We start from the raw sequence: 18,332 nt of genomic DNA, 5'->3' as shown, positions 1-18,332 counted from the left end.
TCGTCGTCCTGCGTTCAATGTCCCGCCCGGGGCTGTCGGACCGTCAGGGGCCGACAAGCACCGCCACGGGGGCCGAACGTCCCTGTTCGGAAGCGGACGGGCAAGAGCTCGTGACCGAGCATGTCCGTCATGTCTCGTCCACTCTCGGCGAATGCGTATAAGTACATGTGCACGTATGTGCGCCGGGCCAACTTGCCCATTCCTCAGGCGTGTTCAGGCGCGTTCAGGTGTGCGGGACGACGGTGACGGGATCGGTGTCTGCCGCGAGCTGCGCAGCCGGATGCCGGAGCTGGCCTGTCTGATGCTGACGTCCTTCGACGAGGAGGAGGCCCTGCTCGATGCGATCATGGCCGGGGCGGCGGGCTATGTGCTCAAACAGATCCGGGGGTCCGACCTGGTCGCGGCGGTCCGTACCGTCGCTTCCGGGCAGTCGATGCTGGATCCGGCGACGACCGCCCGCCTGATGCGCTCCCTGCGCGCGGACCCCACCGAGCAACCGGCACCCGCACCCGAGCTCGCCGGCCTGTCACCCCGCGAACGGGACATCCTCGCGCTGATCGGGGAGGGGCTCACCAACCGTGAGATCGGCAAGAAGCTCTATCTGTCCGAGAAGACGGTGAAGAACCACATCTCCCGGCTGCTGGCCAAGCTCGGCGTCCAGCGCCGCGTCCAGGCGGCGGTCCTGGCCAGCCATCTCGAACAGCCCGCCTCACCCGACCGCCCGACGCGCTGAGTCCGCCCTGCCCGGTCTCGTCATCCGGGCCGACGGTGCGGCGGCCTTCTGCCGTCAGACTCCGTCCGCGCCACCGTCCGTACGCACGGGGACCCGCCACACCAGTCGCGTGCCGCCGCCCTGCGGCCATTCCCCCAGTGTCAGGGATCCGCCGAGGGTGACGGCCCGCTCACCGATGTTCTTCAGCCCGCTGCGTCCGACACCACCCGGCACCCCGCAGCCGTCGTCCGTCACGTGAGAGTCAACTCGCCCCCGGCGCACCGAAGTCGGACGTCCACCGCCTGTGCTCCAGAGTGCCGGACCGCGTTGCTTCGGCCACGTTGTCATCGTGGAAAAGGGCCGGTCGGCCCTGATTGTGGCCGCCAAGCCCCATGGCAACGGGGTGTGAGGGAGGCGAATCTGGGGGCGGAAGGCAATGGCATCCAAAACATGGAGACACGATGAGTGGTCTGGTGGTCGTAGGCGTGGACGGGTCGGCTTCGGGTCTCGTGGCGGTCGAGGCGGCGGCCCGGGAGGCGAGGTTGCGCGGGGCGGGCCTGCGGGTGGTCCATGCGTTCATCTGGCCCGTGACGCATGTGCCCTTGGGCCCCTCGCCGCTCGGCCCGCTCGAGGGCGGGATCCGGGACATGGTGGAACGTCTGCTGGCCGAGGCGGTGGAGCGGGCGCGCGCCGTGGCACCGGAGGTCGATGTCAGTCATGCCGTGGTGACCGGTGGGCCTCTGACGGTCCTGGAGGCGCAGTCGCGTTCGGCCGAGCTGGTGGTGATCGGGTCCCGTGGCATGGGTGGGTTCGTCGGGTTGTTGGTGGGGTCGACGGCGGCGCATCTTGCGGCGCACGGCCGGTGTCCGGTGCTGGTGGTGCGCGAGCAGCCCGCCGCCGACGGCCCGATTGTGCTGGGCGCCGACGGTTCGGCCGCGGGCGAACGGGCGGTGGACTTCGCCTTCGCCGAGGCCGAGCTGCGCAAGGCCCCCTTGCTGGCGTTGCACGCCTGGACCACGTGGAACGCGCCGATGCCCGCACCGCAGGACGCGTCAGCCCCGTACGCGAACCCTCCCGGCGCGCTCGCCGACGAGGAGGAGCGGCTGCTGCACGAGGCACTCTCCGGCCACCGGGAGCAGTACCCGGATGTGGTGGTGGAGCACCAGGCGGTGCACGGCAGGACGCGGGAGGCGTTGATCGAGGCGAGCCGGTCCGCCCAGTTGATGGTGGTCGGTGCCCGGGGCCGGGGCGGGTTCACCGGACTGCTGCTCGGGTCGGTCAGTCACGCCCTGCTGCACCACGCGCACTGCCCCGTCGCAGTCGTCCGCGGCAAGGAGTGACCGTGCCTCAGCAGACCCCCGTCGCGGCCGGGCCGCACGCCCCGCCCGTCAAGACGCCTCCGCAACTGGTGGCGGACGCCTGTCAACGCGATGCCGCCGAGGTGGCGGACCTGCTCGGCGTGGTCCCGGCCACGGGCCTGAGCACGGCGGACGCCGGGCAGCGGGCCGACGCCTGGGGAGCCAACGAACTGGCCGAACCGGCTCGCCGACCGCAGTGGTTACGCCTGCTGGACCAGTTCCGCAGCTGGCTGATCGGCATCCTGCTCGCCGCCGCCGTCGTCGCCGGAATCATCGGCGAGATCAAGGACGCCGTCGTCATCGCCGCCGTCCTCGTCATCAACGCCACCATCGGCTACCTGCAGGAACGCCGCGCCGAGCACAGCCTGGAAGCGTTGCGCCAGATGCTGGTCCCCACCGCGCGCGTGCGCCGGGACGGCCGGGTGAGCGAGATCCCGGCCGGCATCCTGGTGCCCGGCGACGTCGTTCTTCTGGAAGCCGGCGACCGCGTACCGGCCGACGGGCGCCTGGTGGTCGCCGAGTCGGTCGAGGCCGCCGAGGCCGCGCTGACCGGTGAGTCCCAGCCCGTCGTCAAGACGACCGCGCTCACAGCGGCCGACGGCGACGAGCCCGTGCCCGTCGCCGAGCGCACCGGCATGCTCTTCATGAACACCGCGCTGACCCGGGGCCGCGCCGAGATGATCGTCACGGCCACCGGCATGGGCACCGAGGTCGGCGCGATCGCCGAGGCGCTGCGCACCGGTACGGACCCGCCCAGCCCGCTCCAGATCCAGATGGACAGCCTGGGCCGGCGCCTGGCCCTGATCAGCGGCATCGCCGTGGCCGCCTACGCGCTCGTCGGCCTCGTCCGCGGCGAGGAACTGGCCGATCTCACGCTGCGCGCGGTGGCCCTGGCGGTCGCCGCGATCCCCGAGGGTCTCCCCGCCGTTCTCGCGCTCACCCTGGCCATGGGCGTCTACCGCATGGCCCAGCGCGGCGCCATCGTCAAACGCCTGGCCTCCGTCGAGGCACTCGGCTCCGCGACCGTGGTGTGCAGCGACAAGACCGGCACCCTGACCCTGAACGAGATGACCACCCGCGCCCTGTGGGCCGCCGGCCGCAGCTACGACGTGACCGGCGAGGGCTACGACACCACCGGCACCGTGCGCCTCACCGACGGGCAGCACACCGCGGACCGCCCCGAGGCGAACCTCCACGAGGCGGTGCTGCCGTTCGCGCTGTGCAACGACGCCCGCCTCACCCCGGACGGCGTCATCGGAGACCCCACCGAGGCCGCCCTGATCGTGCTCACCGCCAAAGCGGGTCTCGACGCCGAACTGCGCACCCAGACGCCGCGTACCGGTGAGATCCCCTTCGATCCGGCCGACAAGTACATGGCCACCTTCCACACCGACGCCGACGGCCGCGCCCGCACCCACGCCAAAGGAGGCGTCGACGTCCTCCTGGACCGCTGCACCCACGTCCTGACCGAGAACGGACCCGCACTCCTCGACGCGGAGCACCGCCGGGAGGTCACCGACGCCGCCCGGCGGATGGCCGGCCAGGGCCTGCGTGTCCTCGGGGCGGCAACCGCCACGACCGACCGGCCGAACCCGCGAGAGGCGACAGGGCTGACCCTGACCGCGATCGCCGGGATCGCCGATCCGCCCCGCCCCCAGGCCCGTGATGCCGTCGCTCTCGCCCGGGCCGCCGGTGTCACCGTCAAAATGGTCACCGGGGACCATGCCGACACCGCCGCCGCCATCGCCCGCGAACTCGGCATCACCGGCGAGGTCGTCACCGGCACCGAACTGGCCCGGATGAGCGAACAGGACCTCGCGGACCGCATCGAGAACGTCGGCGTCTTCGCCCGGGTCGCCCCCGAACACAAGGTGACCATCGTCCGCGCGCTCTCCCAAAAGGGCCACATCGTGGCCATGACCGGTGACGGCGTCAACGACGCCGCGGCCCTGCGCGCCGCCCACATTGGCGTCGCCATGGGCATCACCGGCACCGACGTGGCCAAAGAGGCCGCCGACATGGTCCTCACCGACGACGACTTCTCCACCATCGTCCGCGCGGTGCGCGAAGGCCGCTCCATCTACGACAACATCGTCACGTTCGTCCGCTTCCAGCTGTCGACCAACATCGGCGCGATCCTCACCCTGCTCGCCACCGTGCTGGCCGGGCTGCCGGCGCCCATGTCCGCGGTCCAGCTGCTGTGGGTCAACATCATCATGGACGGACCTCCCGCCATGGCCCTGGGCGTCGACCCTCCGCAGGACAATGTGATGCACCGCCCTCCGCGCTCTCCCAGTGAGCGCATCCTGAACGTCCACCGCCTGGCCGCCGTCACCCGCTCCGGCCTCGTCATGGCCGCCGGCACCCTGGCCGTCTTCGCCACCGCCCGCAACCTCACCGACGCCGAGACCGCGGCCACCATGGCCTTCACCACCTTCGTCCTCTTCCAGTTGTTCAACGCCCTGGCGGCGCGCAGCGAGGACGGCCCTGTCCTCGGCCGCCACCAGCTGCACAACCGCACCCTGTGGATCTGTCTGGCCGCCGTCCTCGTCCTCCAGGTCGTCGCCGTACAGGTGCCCGCCGCCCAGGGAGTCTTCGACACCGTTTCCCTGAGTCCCGCCCAGTGGGCGACCTGTCTCGCCACCGCCTCCACCGTGCTGCTGATCGAGCACGTTTGGCGCGCCGGGCGTGCACGGCTGGGTCGCGTGGCCGCGTGAGCCATGGGGAACGACTGTCCGCGGCCCCACCAGGCGCCCATTGGCAGGACCGCACAGCCTGGGGATGACACCGTGGCCCCATGGACGGCTCCTGGTGCACTCTGCGCTGTGGGGCCAGGTTCGTCGGCAGACCTGTCAGGCCGGCGTGGCAGGGCGAGGAGCGCCGTGGAAGACCTGACCGGAGTGGCAGGCGAGGGGATTGGGCGACAGGGCGTACGCCCGGCTGCGGGTCGATGAGCGAACGGTTCGAGAGTGCGATGACATGCGGCCGGCGCAAGCGTGATGAACAGGCCGGACATCCGCCGAGTGGTGCTGCCGGCGTGGCTCCCGCGAACGGCGCCAGGGCGGACTCCACGAAACAGGGTGCAGCTCAGTGGCCCACCCCTGGGTCTTGCGGTGGGACAGTGGATGGCGGTCCGCCGAGGGTGGGTGCTGCCGATGCTGTCGCCTCGCTGATACGCGTTGCTCAGCCGCCCGGTCCGGTCAACGTGAGCGGGCGTACCGCCGGTTCGAGCAGTGACAACGTGCGCTGCTGCGCGTCGAGGGCGACGCGGATGCCGATCGGCATCGGCAGATTCGGTCCGGCGTGTCCCAACTCGACGTTGCCCAGCGTCGTCCATCCATGTGGTGGCCCAGCACAGCTCGAAGCCGAGCTGGAGCGCGATTCGTCCGTGCTCTGGGTTGAGCCAGACGCGTAGGGGGCGTCGTCGGGACGACAGGCCCCTGTCGTCCGCTCATGCGGCGATCAGTCCCCCGATCGAGCGATCACGAACCGAGGAAGATCGGACTTGACGCCCTCTCAAATCCTCAGGATTCAGTGTCTCGTGTGTCCAGGATCAGGGGTCAAGGCCCCGGCGCGGACGGTTGGGCGGGGGGCAAGGCCGTCAGTTCTGGCGCGTCTTCTCGGCGGCCATGGGGAGTTCCAGGCGGGGCCCGTGGAAGCGTTCGCGCAGGAGCCGGTCGTGCGTCACCACGACCAGCGTGCCGGTGTAGCGGGCCAGGGCTGCCTCGATCTCTTCCACCAAGGCGGGGGCCAGGTGGTTCGTCGGCTCGTCGAGCAGTAGCAGATCGAATGGCCCGGCCGTCACGAGCCGGGCCAGTTCGAGCTTGCGGCGCTGCCCGACGGACAGGTTCCGTACAGGAACAGCGAGGTCGGGAGGGTGGAACAGGCCGAGCGCAAGGAGTGCGTCGGCGTGCTCGTCGGGCTGCCCGGCCCTGTCGGCTGCGAATGCCGCGAGCAGCGGTCGGGCATCGATGGCGTCGTCGGGCGCGCTTTGCTGACGTAGGAATCCAACCCGGCGCGGTCGGCGCACTATGCCGGCGTCAGGCGTCAGTTCCCCTGCCAGCAGTTGGAGAAGGGTGCTTTTGCCGACACCGTTGGGGCCGGTGACGAGGAGTCGGTCACCAGGGGCGAGTTTCAGGGACGGAACATACAACCGCCCTTTGACCAGGACGCCTTCCAGGTGCGCTGCTGTTGATGTTTCCTCGGCGGTCGGCGTGCCTTCGACGCGGCCGGTGAACCGCAGTGGCTGCGGAGGTGGCGGCACGGGGTGCTCCGTGAGTCGTTGCAACCGCTCGCGTGCGTTCCGGATCCGGCTTTGTGCGCCGTGTGACCGCGAGCGCGCTCGAAAAGCGCCGGCGCCGCTGAATGCCCACGGTCCCTTGCGGGGGATCTCTGCCAGCAGCCCGATACTGGAGTTGGCGAGGTGTTTCTGCCGGGCGACCTCATTGCGCCATTGCTCGTGATCCCACACCCACCGGGTCCGAGCTGCCGCCTTGGCGGCGAGAAAGCCGGTGTATCCATTGCCGTAGCGCCGTACCGTGCGCTGATGGTGGTCCACTTCCAGGATGGTGTCGGTGACGCGTTCCAGGAACGCCCGATCGTGCGTGGCCACGATGACCGTGCCCCGATGACGGTGCAGATGTCCTTCGAGCCAGGCCACGGCCTCGTCGTCCAGATCGTTGGTCGGCTCGTCGAGCAGCAGCAGTTCGGGGGCCAGGGCCAGGGTCGCGGCGAGCGCGAGCCGGGAGCGCTGCCCTCCGGAGAGGGTGCTCAGCGCACGCTCCCGGTCCAGTGGCGCGTGCTCGCCGAGTCCGTGCAGGGTCACCTCGACCCGGCGATCGGCTCCGTGCCCGCCCCGCGCATCGAACTCGGCCACCAGCGAGGCGTAGCGCTCGAACTCAGCAGTGCCGACTGTGCCCAGTGTGGCCTCGGCGACACGAATGCGGTGCTCCAGGGCGCGCAGTTCGTCCAGTACGTGATCCACGGCATCGCCCACGCGGGCCGAGCCGGGCAGGTCGAGCGTCTGACGAAGGTGGCCGATCCCGCCCGGTGCTATGACGGTCAGGCTGCCGTTGTCGACAGGCTCCTGTCCTGCCAGCAGCCGCAGGAGCGTGGACTTCCCAGAGCCATTTTCCCCGACGATCCCGACCTTTTCGCCCGGCCGGATGGTGAGAGACACGCGGTCCAGCACCATTTGTTCGCCGTAGCGCTTGGTCACCTCGGCAAGAGCGATCTGAGACGTGGTGAGAGGAGAGGCAGTGACGGTGGTGCCGACGGAAGCACAGTGCAAGAGCAGTCCTTTGCTGGGTGAACAGGAGTGTGTGGCGAGCAGAAGGAGGACCAGCTGCCGACCGACGAACAGAAAAGTAGACGATACGGTCCGTCTCGTCAAGGGGGAGTGACTCGCCAAGGTGCGGATCAGCGACCATGTTGCAGGTTTGCCGAGCTCACGCACCTGCTGGCCGAGCATGGCGATAGCGAGGCCGCCCGGATTCCCGTGGCGGTCGAACATCAGGCGGACTCCTCGTCGCCTGCATGCGGGCCAGCCACGAGTCGGCCGGTCTTCGCGATCAATCCGCTGGCCGTTGCCCCCCTACCGGGACCGCCACGCGCAAGAAGCCGGACGCCGTCGACGCCGCGGCCCTGGCCAGCATCCTGCGGACCGACATGGCCTCCACCGGCCGCTGCAACGGGAGCGGGGCATCACCTGATCGCCGACGCCACCGACATCTCTCTCGCCGCCGCACTGACCGGCGGCAACCGCAACGACGTCACTCAGCTGATCCCACGGCTCCAAGCCGTTCCCCCCGGGTGCGGGGCAGGTGCGGCCAGCCCGTCGCCGCCCGGACATGGTGCTCGGTGACGGCGGCTGTGACCCACGACAAGCACCGCCGTCTCGTCCGCGTACTCGGTGTGAAGCCTGTGATCGCCCGCCGCGGCACCGAACATGGTCCGTCCTGGGTGCCCAACTCCGGGTGGGGGAGGCGGTGTTCGCTCACCTGCACTGGTTCCGCCGCCTGCCGATCCGCTGAGCGAGACGCGACGACGTCCACGAAGCGTTCCTCTCCCTGGGATGCGCACTGATCTGCCGGCGACGCCTCAACTCACTGCAATAGGCGTTCTTGAGCCGGCGTGTGCGCATGAAAGGTCCTCCTGGGCCGACGGACCGCCGTACACGGTGCGCCGCGGCTTCGCGGGGAGGCCGTCCGTCCACTGCGGACGGCGAAGGAAAAGGGGAGTGTCCACTCCTTTCCGTGATCACGATATAGCGCACCGGGGGGCTTGCCGCAAGGCCCGGGTCGTACCGCAGAATCAGCCACCGAAACCAGGATCTACAGAATCGAGAGTCGCTAGATGCGTGTGGTGTTGTCGGGGTATGACTCGCGCGGAGGAATTGAACCGCTGGTGGGACTCGCGGTGCGGTTGCGGGAATTGGGCGCGGAGGTGCGGGTGTGCGCGCCGCCGGACGAGGAGTTCGCGAAGCGGCTGGCTGGGGTCGGCGTGGAGATGGTGCCGACCGGCCAGTCGGTGCGCGAGTTAGTTACCGGGAAGACGCCGCCATCGGCGGCAGGAGTGCCCCAGCGCGCGGCCGATTTGGTCGCCGCGTTTTATGACAACGTCACCGCAGCAGCCGAGGGGTGCGACGTGCTGGTGGCAACCGGCCTCGTGCCGGCCGTAGCGGGTGTGAGGTCGGTTGCCGAGAAACTGGGCATCCGCTACGTGTACGCGAGTTACCAGCCGGTCAGTCTACCGTCGCCGCACCACCCGCCGATTCCGCGGCCGGGCCGGCCGCTCCCGCCTGACGTGACCGACAATCAAGTGTTGTGGGACCGGGACGCCCAGGACGCACAGGCGCTGTTCGGCGAGGTGATCAACACCCACCGGGCGTCGATCGGCTTGCCGAAGGTGGACAACGTCCGCGACCACGTCTTCACCGACCAGCCGTGGCTGGCCACGGACCCGGTCCTGTCCCCGTGGCAGCAGCCGGCGGACCTCGACGTGATACAGACCGGCGCGTGGGTCCTGCCCGACGAACGCCCGCTGCCCGCCGAGTTGGTGGCGTTCCTGGACGCCGGCACACCACCGGTGTACGTGGGCTTCGGCAGCGTTCCCATGCGCGATCCGCAGGACGTCGCGCGGGCGGTCGTCGAGGCGATCCGCGCGCAGGGCCGCCGGGCGGTCGTCTCCCGCGGCTGGGCCGACCTGGCGCTGATCGACGACCAGGACGACTGCTTCGTCATCGGCGAGGCCAACCATCAGACACTGTTCCGCCGGGCAGCCGCCGTCGTGCACCACGGCGGCGCGGGCACCACGACGACGGCCACCTGGGCTGGCACGCCTCAGGTCGTGGTACCCCAAGGGGGGGACCAGCCATATTTCGCCAGCCGAGTGGCTGACCTGGGCATCGGCGCGGCACATGAGGGTCCGATGCCGACCTTCGAGTCCCTGTCGGCGGTGCTCAAGAAGGCCCTGGCCCCCGAGATCGGCGCGCGGGCAAGGGCCGTGGCCGGCAGGTTCCGCACCGACGGGGCGACGGTGGCCGCGAAGCTGCTGTTCGACGCGGTCAGCCGAGAGGGGCAACCCACCTTGACCGTGGAACAGAACGACCTGACCATACGTCCGATCAGCGGGCGCGACGAACTCGACCTCTTCTGCCGACTTCCCTACGCCTTCAACGAGGAATTGGCGGACGATCTCGCAGCCGGCCGTCGTCGGCCGGAATGGATGTGGGTTGCCCTGCGCGGCGACCACCTGCTGGCCAGGGTCGCCTGGTGGGGCCGGGCTGGAGAGGACACACCGCTTCTCCTGGACATCCTCGACCTCGACGACAGTGCCGCAGCTTTCGACCGCGTGGACATCGGCGGACGACTGCTGTACACCGCCATGGCCAAGACCCTTCCCCCGGAAACCAGCCCGCCCGACTACAGCCGCCTCGTCCCGTCCAACTGGCGTGACAGCGAGGCGACCGAGCTCGCCGTCAAGGACCGAATGACGATACTGGAACGGACCGGTGCCCGACTGTTCGTGGAACGGTTGCGTCTGGAGTGGCGTCCAGGGACACCCGTTCCCGAGCCCAGCGGACGCCTGGCGTTCCGGCCGGTCCGCGACTCCGAGGAACTCCTTGCCCTGATGACCCGGGCCATGGACGGGACGCTGGACGCCCACGGCCGGCGCGAACTGACCCGGATGCCCGCTCGCGAAGCGGCGCTGAGCCACTACGAGGAAGAGCTCGCGCGCTACACGAGCCCTCGGGAGTGGTGGCGGATCGCGGTGCTCCCCGGCGGTGATCCGGTGGGGTTCGTCATCCCCGCCCGCAATGACTACAACTCGATCATTGCCTACCTGGCCGTTCTGCCCGCGCACCGCGGCAACGGCTACATCGACGAGATCCTCGCCGAAGGCACCCGCGTCCTCGCCGAGCAAAAGGTCCCGCGCATCCGGGCGGCCACGGATCTCAGCAACACTCCCATGGTTAACGCCTTCCTGCGCGCCGGATACGTCGACTTCGAACGTGCGATCAACATGACCTGGAACTGATCCGGACATCGGTCGGTGAGGGCGCAAACGGCTTCTCCGCTCACCTCGGCCGCATCCGGAGCAGGCTCTTCAGGCGGGCCCTGCACTGCCACCCAGGCACACTGGCCAACGCCCCTGTTGCTCTGATCCTGCCCTGACCGCACTGTCAACCGAGCGCAGAGTGGGGCCAACCCAGCTCGCGCTAGGTGTGCATCGCGTCGCTGGTGACTACGACGCCGGCCAGGTCGGCGAGGGTGTCCAGCAGCGGCTGGAAGCACGTGATCTCGTTGGTCTTCTCGCCGGCGTCCAGCTGGGCCAGGACCAGGCCGGTGGCGTGCTCCAGTGCGGTGAGCAGGCGGATCCTGCGGCCCTTGGCTCTGGCCGCGCTCCGCAGGCTCTTGCCGTCCACTGCGAGGCCACGCTGCCCGGTCGTCTTCGGGCGGCGGTCGGGGAGCCAGCTCCCGACAGCCAGGTCCAGCGCATCGCCGTCGATGCGGGCCAGCAGTCGGCGGACCGTGGCCCAGGCGGGCAGGACCCGCCTGGGCAGTAGCGGATCGAGTCCGGCTGCGCAGAAGCGGATCGGGGTCGGCCCCGACCTGTTCCAGCACATACCCCGGTGCGTCGGCGATCGATTCGCCGACCTTCGGCAGCGAGGTCGCTCCGGCCAGCTCCGCGCACGCGGTGAGAGCGAGCGCGATGGCCAGGCGGTGGGGCACCCCGCGCGGGTCGCGCGGGTCCGACATCGCGGCAAGCCGCTCCGGCAGGCCCGGGACCTCCTCGGGCCGGACCTGCGGATTCTCGTGCAGTTGGTCAAGGGCAGGCGGGATCAGTGACGATGCGTCGCCAGGCACGGTCTTCCACTTGGATCACGGGGCATAGAGAAATCCATGATCTTGGAAGCGGTGCCTGTCACGTTCCGAGACCACCGCTGAGCTAGCAGTTCGCCACGAACCGGGCGTCACGCGACTTCACCGAAGTGCTGGCCTGTCGATGCGCGCTCTGGAGCGTGGGTGCGGGGTGACGTGGCGGACGATCTGCAAGGCATTGGATTTCAGCGGGCCGGAGTTGAGGAGGGAGACCGGGCTCCGCGCGGCGCAGCCGTGTTACGCGGTCTTGGGGCCGCAGCGCATGCCGATGTAGACGCAGCCTGTGCCGTCCTGCAGCGTGGAGAAGACTACGGGCATGTAGTCCTCGCTGAACGCCGCGCCCACTCCCGTACCGGCGAAGACCGTCTCCGTCACCGGCACCAGATCGATCTCCAGGGGTTCGGAGAAGTCCTTCATGCCGTCGACGAACTCGTACACCGCGTGCCCCGCGCCGTCCTGCTCGGTCACGGTGATGACCACGCCCTCGCGCCGGTACGTGCCGACGAGCGGCGCGAAGTCGACCACGGGTGGCTGGGCCGGCGGGGCGAAGGGTTCCGGCATCGTCACCCCGGCCAGCTCGGCGAGGAGTTCCCGGTAGAGCGCCGCATACAGTTCACGTGCACCGCCGCCGTTGGTGAGGAGTGCAACCGCGACGCCCGCTGACGGCACGACGCGCAGGTAGCCGTACTGCCCGATGGAGGCGCCGTCGTGGCCGTAGCCGTGGATGCCGTTCCAGTCGTACAGCGTCCAGCCCAGGCCCCAACCGTCCGCGCTGACCGTCCACTTGTCGGGGGAGTCCACCACCCGGCGCTGCATCAGCGCGACCGTCTCCTCGGAGAGCACACGTGTGCCGTCCTGCGCCACACCGCCGGTGAGGTGCATCCGCGCGAGCCGCGCGACGTCTCCGGCCGTGGCGATGACCCTGCCGTACGGGCCCGCCGAGCGCGGCATCAGGTCCCAGGACGGTGCCGGGTCCGGGTCCTGGCCCGCCTCGCCCAGGTGCCCCATCGCCGCTCGGAACCGCAGCGCTTCCTCGGGCAGCGTCATGGTGTGCGTGACGCCGAGCGGGGCCAGGAGCAGGTCCTTCAGCGCCTCGTCCCAGACCTTGCCGGTGACCACCTCGACGATGCGGCCGAGCACGTTGTAGCCGACGCTGCTGTACGAGATCGCGGTGCCGGGCGGGCAGTCGAGTGCCACGTCCTTCGCGGCCTCGACGTATTTGGCGAGGCAGTCGTCACCGCGTCCGCTGTCGTGGCTGAAGTCGCACGTGAGGCCGCTTGTGTGGCTGAGCAGTTGGCGCGTGGTGATCGCCCTGGTCGCCTCGGGGTCGGCGACCGAGAACTCCGGCAGTACGTCCACGACCGGCGCGTCCAGGTCCAGTTGGCCTGATTCGGCGAGCCGCATGATCAGGGTGGCGGTGTAGACCTTCGCTATCGAGCCCATCTGGAAGACCGAGTCGGTCGTCGCCTCCACGCCGGTTCCGCGGTGCAGTATGCCGCTGGCCAGTTCGTGGACGGTCCCCTCGACGAGGACTGCCAGCGACGCGGCCGGGACGTGGTGCTTGGCGCGCAGCTCGTCGAGGCGGGCCTGCCAGTGGGCGAGGTCCAGCTTCCGGCCCGTCGAGTTCCGCGTCCCCCACTCGCCGTTGGCGTCCCAGTCGCCCTGCTCGTCCCAGCTCACCACGTTCTTCGGCATACCCGCTCCCACCTGATGCGTACGGCGTTCTTCGTTGCGCACACTGTACGCATAGGGGGACGGCGTACGCAATGTGTGTACGGTGTTCGCTATCGTGGGGGAGGGGCAGCGGGGCGAGCAGGGATGAGGGCCGTATGCCAGCCGACGTGAAGCCGGCCGCATCGGTGTGGAGCCGTCCGCGCCGCACGCAGCGGGAGCAGTTGACCCGCGAGCAGATCGTGGCCGCGGCGATCGAGCTGTTGGACGCGGAGGGCATCAAGGCGCTCAGCATGCGCAGGCTCGGCACCCCTCTGGATGCTGCGGCCACGCCCCTCTACCGGCACGTGGCCCACAAGGGCGAGCTGATCGAGCTGGTCGTGGACGACGTCTACGCAGAGCCGGAGGCACCGGCCGCTGCGGGCCGCACCCAGTGGCGCGCGGCCCTCGCCCGCACCCCCACCGGTCTGCGGGCGATGAGCCTGCGCCACCCCTGGATCGCCCCTGAGCTCGGCCAGGCCGGCCTCGTCCGCATCGGCCCGAACGCCATGCGGACGGCATCGGGGCTGCGCGCGCAGTTCGACGCGGCGGGCTTCCCCGCGGACGAGACGAACCAGGCCGCCGGGACGCTCACGGCATACGTCATCGGGACCGCGACCTCCGAGGCCGCGTACCTCTCGCTGATCGCACGCAGTGCCAATACCGAGCAGGGACGGTGGCGGCCTGCACCCGGCCTTCGACGCAGCGGCGCAGCAACACCCGCGGCTGCGCGAGGGAAGCTCCGCCCAGCAGGATGTGCACCCGCAGCAGATCCGCGACGACGACTTCGCGTACGGACTCGACCGGGTCCTCGACGGCCTGACGGCCCGGCTCGATGCCTGAGTGACGTCAGGTTTCACCTACAAAGCCATGGCGTCCGTGGACGGCGTCGACATCCCGCTGGGCGGTATCGGGTCGCAGTCCGAAGACCGCCGCGATGTGCAGGGGGTCGCGGACATCTACGGCCTCGACTTCTTCGAGGATCCGATCCTGCCGCAGGAGATCGAGGCTGGTCTCCTGGCCACGCAGGGCAGTCGTGAGCCACCACCGGCTGGCTGGCCTGTCGTGGTGCGCCGTCTGCTGGGTGATCAGCAGGTGGGGGTTGGTCCAGCTTGGCCACCTGCTGCGTCGCTGCGGCCAGGCCGCCCGCACCCGCGTCCTCAGGCTCACGCTGCGATTCGTCGGCACTGGCAGCTGGGAGAAGACCCGCCGCCTGGTCGAGCGGTCCGCGTACGAGGACGATCTGCGTATCCTCGCCAGCCAGCTGCTGGAGGCCGTCGGCCTCCAGCGTGGCCGCCTGACCGCCCTCGTGCTCAAGGGTGAGGGCCTCATCGGTGCCGACCGGATCGCCACCCAGGTCAGCTTCGATGAGGCCCGCGAAACCCGCCTGGTTGCCGAAGCGGCCGTCGGCCGCGTCCTCACCAAGTACGGCTCCGGCATCATCGGCCCGGCCGCATTTTTCCGGAGCGTCTCATGCCCCGAACTCGCTGTCGGAGTGAGATGCGTGCGGCTTGATCCGCCCGGACCTGCCGCGCCTCTGGGGCTGTTGTGCTGGTCGTGGGTGTGTTTGCCGGTGGGGCTGTGGACGTGGTGGCTTGGTGTGGTCGGTGTGACGGGGAGAGGTGCCTGGTGTCGCGCAGGGTGTTTCTGGTGGTGCTCAGGGGTGGGCGCCGGGTTTGTTGACGATGCCCCAGGCGGCGCGGGCGTTGACCATCTGCCCGTCGTTGCGGGTCTGTCCCAGGTAGGCGTAGCTTTCGGGATCGAAGAAAATTTCTTGTTTGCCCTGCCAGCCTGCGGGTGTCTTGTCGGTGTAGTTCACGCTTACGCTGATTGCCGTGCGGCCGAGGGGGTCCTTGGTGCCGGTCGTCACCCGGGCGCCGGGGATTTTCGCGAGAGCCCGGAACAGGCCTGCCTGGACGTTCGGCGGGATGAGTACCGACCGGTACAGGACGTCGATCTCCCGCCAGTCGCGCTGTGCGCGTGGCTCCCCGTTGACGGAGTCGATGGCGTGCTCTTCACGGATGCGTTTCATCATGCGGTCGGGGTCGCTCGGCAGGGTGGCGAGGAAGCGGTAGTACTGCCGCTGGGAGCGGTCGTCGTACCCCTGCTGCTTCCACTTCTCTTCCTGGTTGGGGCCGTACCAGACCTGGAGCTCGTCCGGGTCGAAGTCCGAGACGTCACCGGCCGGGGGGATGCCGGGCAGATGGGCCTGTCCGGTGCCGTCCCAGCGGGTCCACTCCTGGCTGCTTCGCGGCTTGCCCTGGCCGAAGACGGTGCTCTTCTCGTACACCCACTGCTTGGGGCCGGGTTCGGTGCCGTCGCGCTTCTCGACGGTCGCGGCAGCCAGTTCGAGGGCGTCGGCGGAGGCGCCCGCCGACAGCACCTGGGGGCGCTTCCCGGCAAAGGCGCCGGGGCCGTCCTCGGGCAGCGTCGCGACGATCCCGGCGAGGGCCCCTGCGGTGGCGGCGCCGGCCAGGATCATCCGGCGCCTGGGAAGAGCGGGGCGCCCGCGGTGGGTCTCCTGCCGGAACGCCGCGGTGAGCCGGGCCCGCGGCGCGGCGAGCCGGTCGGCGTCGGGAAGGGGAACGCCGGCGCGCAGGCGACGGGTTTGGGAGAGCTCGTTCATGCGGGGTCACCTTCGTGTATGCGAGCTTCGATGAGGGGACCGCCGGCCGCGCCGGTTGCGGTGCGCAGCTTGCGGCGGGCGCGGTTGAGGCGGGAGCGGACGGTGCCGAGGGGAATGTCGAGGGCTTGGGCGATCTCCTGGTAGCTGAGGTCGGCCCAGGCGAAGAGCAGCAGGACGTGCCGGTCACCCGCGGAAAGCTGGGCCAGCGCCCCGGCCAGCGGGCGTGCGGCGGCCTCCGCGGCCAGGCGGTCGTCGGCGGAATCGGTCCAGCTGTCGGCGACCGGGTCATGGCCGGTGCGGGCGAGCAGCTTCAGCGCCCTGACCTCCTCCCGGCGCTGCCGGCCGATCTGTTTGGCGGCGATGCCGTACAGCCAGGGCCGCACGCCGGCGCGGGCCGGGTCGAACCGGGCCCGTATCCGAAAGGCCGTCAAAAACGTTTCGGCGGTGACGTCGTCGGCTGCGTCCCGGCCCAGCCGTCGGGCGACGTACTGGTGGATCGCCGGGGCGTGACGCTCGAAGAGCACCGCGAAACGCTCGGGTTCGGCCAGTGAGGCCGCGATGAGCTCGGCGTCGCCGCCGGCCGAGTCGGTCATGGACTGTCCGTCCGTTGGTGGGGTCGGTGGGTGTCGCGATGGCGGGTGTTCACACCCTGTACTTGCCGATCCGCGGCGAACGGGTTCACGCCTGGCCTCACAGATGGATACGGGCTCTGGCCCTACTTCGTGTACCGGGGTTGCGCCACACCGCGCCCGAGGTGTCCCGGGAGAGCATGTCCCCTCTGGCGCCGCCGGTGATGTCGCCGACGATGACGTCGTATGACGAGCCCCGGTTCGCGGCGGGCTTCGCCCGCGCCTTGAAGTCGCCGGTGCCGTGACATCTGTGGTGACCAGGTCCGGGGCCAGGGCGGCTTTGAGATCCCGGCGGGTGGAGGCAGGCGCCGGCAGCCTATCCGTGGCGGGCTCAGGCCCGCCACGGAAAAGCCTCACGTATCAGGTGCCTGACGTCAGTTGACGGTCTGGGTTTCGCCGATGGGGATCTGGAGCTGGCTGTGGCGGATTTCGGTGAGCTGGCCGGCTTGTCCGCCGCCGCCGGTGGTGACAGTCCAGTTGATGCTCCAGGTGGAGGTCGCTGTCACCTGGTAGCGGCCGTCGGGCTGGTGGGCGGAGGTGCGGGTGTAGGTGTGGCCGCAGGTGGGGGAGCTGGTCAGGCCTGCCGGCCGGGTGTAGGGGGTGCCGGGTCCGGTACAGGTGACGGTGGCGCCGTCGCCGGTCTGCCACACGATCTTCGACACCTGTGCGGTAGCGGTGACCGTTACCCCGCCCGCGGTGGCTGATGCCGTGGTGGGCCCGAACGTCGTGGGACTCTGGTTGACCCACAGCCACATCGGTATCCCCACGATGTATGTTCCCGCTGGCCGGGGGCTGGCGATGTCAGGGCTGGTGAGTTTCATCGAGTCGACGGCCCGCTGCGCGAGGGCGGCCGGGTCGGCTGCCGGCGCGTCCGGGGGATCGGCCCGCCATACCTGCCGCACGACCGTGTTCCCGCTGTCCAGGTAGTGGCACGTCTCCTGATAGACGGCCCCCTCTCCTGGCTGGTGCCCTTCCCAGTCCAGGGAGCTCGCCGGCGGCGGAGGCTCGACCAGGTCGTAGGTACACGTCCACGGACTGCTGCCCTGACTGGCCCCGCCGCTGCTGTGGGGCTCGCTGCCGTCTCCCGTGGCGGGGCTGCCTGTTCCGGGATCGGCGGCCACGACTTCGCAGATGTAGATGTCGCACTCCACGCCCCCGCCGGGGGTGTCCGCGGCGAGGGCGCCGGGTGCGGCACCGACGACGGCCAGGACGGCCGCGCCGGCACCCGCGGCGATCCGGGCCCGGGTCAGCACTTCTTTCCCTGTGGCTCGTCCCGGATGACCCGCCATCCTTCGGGCCACTTCTCCAAGATGGTCGCGACGGTGTACTGCGTGAGCCGGCCGGCGGGCAGCTCGACGGGTGTGTGGGTGTCGGCGTCGACGGGCTGCCACTGGGAGACGTCCAGGCAGCTGGATAGCCGGATGTTGGGGACTTTGCGGTCCAGGTCGGTGTCGGTGACCGACGTCTTGGAGAAGCTGACCGTGCCGGTGTAGATCCGTCCCCGGGCGTGCGCGCGCTGTGCGGCGCTGGTGGCCTTCGCCAGGGCATCGGAGGCGGCGTACTGCTGCAGGCGTTGCGTGGTGCCGTCACGGTCGGCGTACAGGGCCTGCATCTGGCGCCAGTACCCCGTATAGACCCTCAGCGCGGTCTCTTTCGCGGTGGCGTCCGGGTCGGCCGGCACCGACGGCGACGGAGATGCGGTCCGGGACGGTACAGGGGCGGTGGATTTCGCCGACGCCGTCCCCCCGTCCCCGTTGCACCCGGCTGCTGCCGCACAGGCCAGCCCCAGGACGGCTAACTGCTGACGAGTGCGAAGCGATAAGAACTCCTAACAAAGTGCGAGGTTCTTCAGTCGGCGCCAGCAGATGATGCCGCAGGCCAGGCTGAGGAAGGCTTCGTGGATGTCGTCGCGGA

13 protein-coding genes and 3 pseudogenes are annotated in these 18,332 nt (G+C 70.0%); 7 read left to right on the top strand and 9 right to left on the bottom strand.

The features are described 5' to 3' along the window. Nucleotides 1–229: 229 nt before the first annotated feature. Nucleotides 230–733: pseudogene (locus ACZ5VD_RS37775) on the top strand (LuxR C-terminal-related transcriptional regulator); the annotation flags it as partial. Nucleotides 734–787: 54 nt separating this feature from the next. On the opposite strand, the gene ACZ5VD_RS37770 reads toward ACZ5VD_RS37775, so the two are convergent. Then, complete coding sequence (locus ACZ5VD_RS37770; RefSeq protein WP_468685000.1) at nucleotides 788–967, bottom strand: hypothetical protein; 180 nt, start codon at nucleotides 965–967, stop codon at nucleotides 788–790. A 206-nt stretch (nucleotides 968–1,173) separates the two neighbouring features. Between ACZ5VD_RS37770 and ACZ5VD_RS37765 the strand changes: the two genes are divergently transcribed. Beyond that, nucleotides 1,174–2,052 (top strand): universal stress protein, encoded by an 879-nt coding sequence (locus ACZ5VD_RS37765; RefSeq protein ID WP_468684998.1) that lies wholly within the window; start codon nucleotides 1,174–1,176, stop codon nucleotides 2,050–2,052. Between the two features lie 2 nt (nucleotides 2,053–2,054). Then, nucleotides 2,055–4,787 (top strand): cation-translocating P-type ATPase, encoded by a 2,733-nt coding sequence (locus tag ACZ5VD_RS37760; protein ID WP_468684997.1) that lies wholly within the window; start codon nucleotides 2,055–2,057, stop codon nucleotides 4,785–4,787. A gap of 884 nt (nucleotides 4,788–5,671) precedes the next feature. Here the strand turns inward: ACZ5VD_RS37760 and ACZ5VD_RS37755 are convergent. Further along, entirely contained in the window at nucleotides 5,672–7,264 is a 1,593-nt protein-coding gene (locus tag ACZ5VD_RS37755) for an ABC-F family ATP-binding cassette domain-containing protein (RefSeq protein ID WP_468685034.1), read from the bottom strand. A gap of 1,160 nt (nucleotides 7,265–8,424) precedes the next feature. On the opposite strand from ACZ5VD_RS37755, the pseudogene ACZ5VD_RS37750 reads away from it, so the two are divergent. Together ACZ5VD_RS37750 and ACZ5VD_RS37745 are read left to right on the top strand one after the other, a co-directional pair. Further along, nucleotides 8,425–9,645 (top strand): annotated as a pseudogene (locus ACZ5VD_RS37750) (glycosyltransferase); the annotation flags it as partial. A gap of 18 nt (nucleotides 9,646–9,663) precedes the next feature. After that, nucleotides 9,664–10,608, top strand: a complete 945-nt coding sequence (locus tag ACZ5VD_RS37745; protein WP_468685032.1) for a GNAT family N-acetyltransferase — start codon at nucleotides 9,664–9,666, stop codon at nucleotides 10,606–10,608. A gap of 181 nt (nucleotides 10,609–10,789) precedes the next feature. On the opposite strand, the gene ACZ5VD_RS37740 is transcribed toward ACZ5VD_RS37745, so the two are convergent. Then, nucleotides 10,790–11,197 carry an ISAs1 family transposase gene (locus ACZ5VD_RS37740; protein ID WP_468684995.1) on the bottom strand — a complete coding sequence of 136 codons (408 nt, stop codon included), beginning with the start codon at nucleotides 11,195–11,197 and terminating at the stop codon, nucleotides 10,790–10,792. Between the two features lie 493 nt (nucleotides 11,198–11,690). Further along, nucleotides 11,691–13,148, bottom strand: coding sequence for a serine hydrolase domain-containing protein (locus ACZ5VD_RS37735; protein WP_468684993.1), 1,458 nt, complete (start codon nucleotides 13,146–13,148; stop codon nucleotides 11,691–11,693). Nucleotides 13,149–13,219: 71 nt separating this feature from the next. Here ACZ5VD_RS37735 and ACZ5VD_RS37730 point away from each other — a divergent pair. Together ACZ5VD_RS37730 and ACZ5VD_RS37725 are read left to right on the top strand one after the other, a co-directional pair. Beyond that, a pseudogene (locus tag ACZ5VD_RS37730) lies at nucleotides 13,220–13,741 on the top strand (TetR/AcrR family transcriptional regulator); the annotation flags it as partial. A 76-nt stretch (nucleotides 13,742–13,817) separates the two neighbouring features. Next, nucleotides 13,818–14,006 carry a hypothetical protein gene (locus tag ACZ5VD_RS37725; protein ID WP_468685040.1) on the top strand — a complete coding sequence of 63 codons (189 nt, stop codon included), beginning with the start codon at nucleotides 13,818–13,820 and terminating at the stop codon, nucleotides 14,004–14,006. A 6-nt stretch (nucleotides 14,007–14,012) separates the two neighbouring features. Here the strand turns inward: ACZ5VD_RS37725 and ACZ5VD_RS37720 are convergent, their stop codons facing one another. The 5 genes from ACZ5VD_RS37720 to ACZ5VD_RS37700 all read right to left on the bottom strand — a co-directional run bounded on the left by ACZ5VD_RS37720 (nucleotide 14,013) and on the right by ACZ5VD_RS37700 (nucleotide 18,099). Next, a complete protein-coding gene (locus ACZ5VD_RS37720) occupies nucleotides 14,013–14,333 on the bottom strand; it encodes a hypothetical protein (RefSeq protein WP_468685039.1) in 321 nt (106 codons plus the stop codon). Nucleotides 14,334–14,820: 487 nt separating this feature from the next. Continuing rightward, nucleotides 14,821–15,789 carry a CU044_5270 family protein gene (locus ACZ5VD_RS37715; RefSeq protein WP_468684991.1) on the bottom strand — a complete coding sequence of 323 codons (969 nt, stop codon included), beginning with the start codon at nucleotides 15,787–15,789 and terminating at the stop codon, nucleotides 14,821–14,823. Beyond that, nucleotides 15,786–16,382, bottom strand: coding sequence for an RNA polymerase sigma factor (locus ACZ5VD_RS37710; RefSeq protein ID WP_468555130.1), 597 nt, complete (start codon nucleotides 16,380–16,382; stop codon nucleotides 15,786–15,788). Before ACZ5VD_RS37710 ends, ACZ5VD_RS37715 begins: the two co-directional genes overlap by 4 nt. Nucleotides 16,383–16,792: 410 nt before the next feature. Then, nucleotides 16,793–17,671, bottom strand: a complete 879-nt coding sequence (locus ACZ5VD_RS37705; protein ID WP_468684989.1) for an ATP/GTP-binding protein — start codon at nucleotides 17,669–17,671, stop codon at nucleotides 16,793–16,795. Next, nucleotides 17,665–18,099 carry a secreted protein/lipoprotein gene (locus ACZ5VD_RS37700; protein ID WP_468684987.1) on the bottom strand — a complete coding sequence of 145 codons (435 nt, stop codon included), beginning with the start codon at nucleotides 18,097–18,099 and terminating at the stop codon, nucleotides 17,665–17,667. Before ACZ5VD_RS37700 ends, ACZ5VD_RS37705 begins: the two co-directional genes overlap by 7 nt. Nucleotides 18,100–18,332: the final 233 nt, after the last annotated feature.

The sequence above is a fragment of the Streptomyces sp. NPDC032822 genome, assembly GCF_055578825.1.
This window is presented reverse-complemented; position numbering and strand designations above follow the sequence as displayed.

What these genes read in the sequence shown, in the direction of transcription:
- ACZ5VD_RS37735 (WP_468684993.1), bottom strand. Translation starts at nt 13,148, where the DNA reads ATGCCGAAGAACGTGGTGAGCTGGGACGAGCAGGGCGACTGGGACGCC.
- ACZ5VD_RS37765 (WP_468684998.1), top strand. Translation starts at nt 1,174, where the DNA reads ATGAGTGGTCTGGTGGTCGTAGGCGTGGACGGGTCGGCTTCGGGTCTC.
- ACZ5VD_RS37715 (WP_468684991.1), bottom strand. Translation starts at nt 15,789, where the DNA reads ATGAACGAGCTCTCCCAAACCCGTCGCCTGCGCGCCGGCGTTCCCCTT.
- ACZ5VD_RS37740 (WP_468684995.1), bottom strand. Translation starts at nt 11,197, where the DNA reads ATGTGCTGGAACAGGTCGGGGCCGACCCCGATCCGCTTCTGCGCAGCC.
- ACZ5VD_RS37755 (WP_468685034.1), bottom strand. Translation starts at nt 7,264, where the DNA reads ATGGTGCTGGACCGCGTGTCTCTCACCATCCGGCCGGGCGAAAAGGTC.
- ACZ5VD_RS37710 (WP_468555130.1), bottom strand. Translation starts at nt 16,382, where the DNA reads ATGACCGACTCGGCCGGCGGCGACGCCGAGCTCATCGCGGCCTCACTG.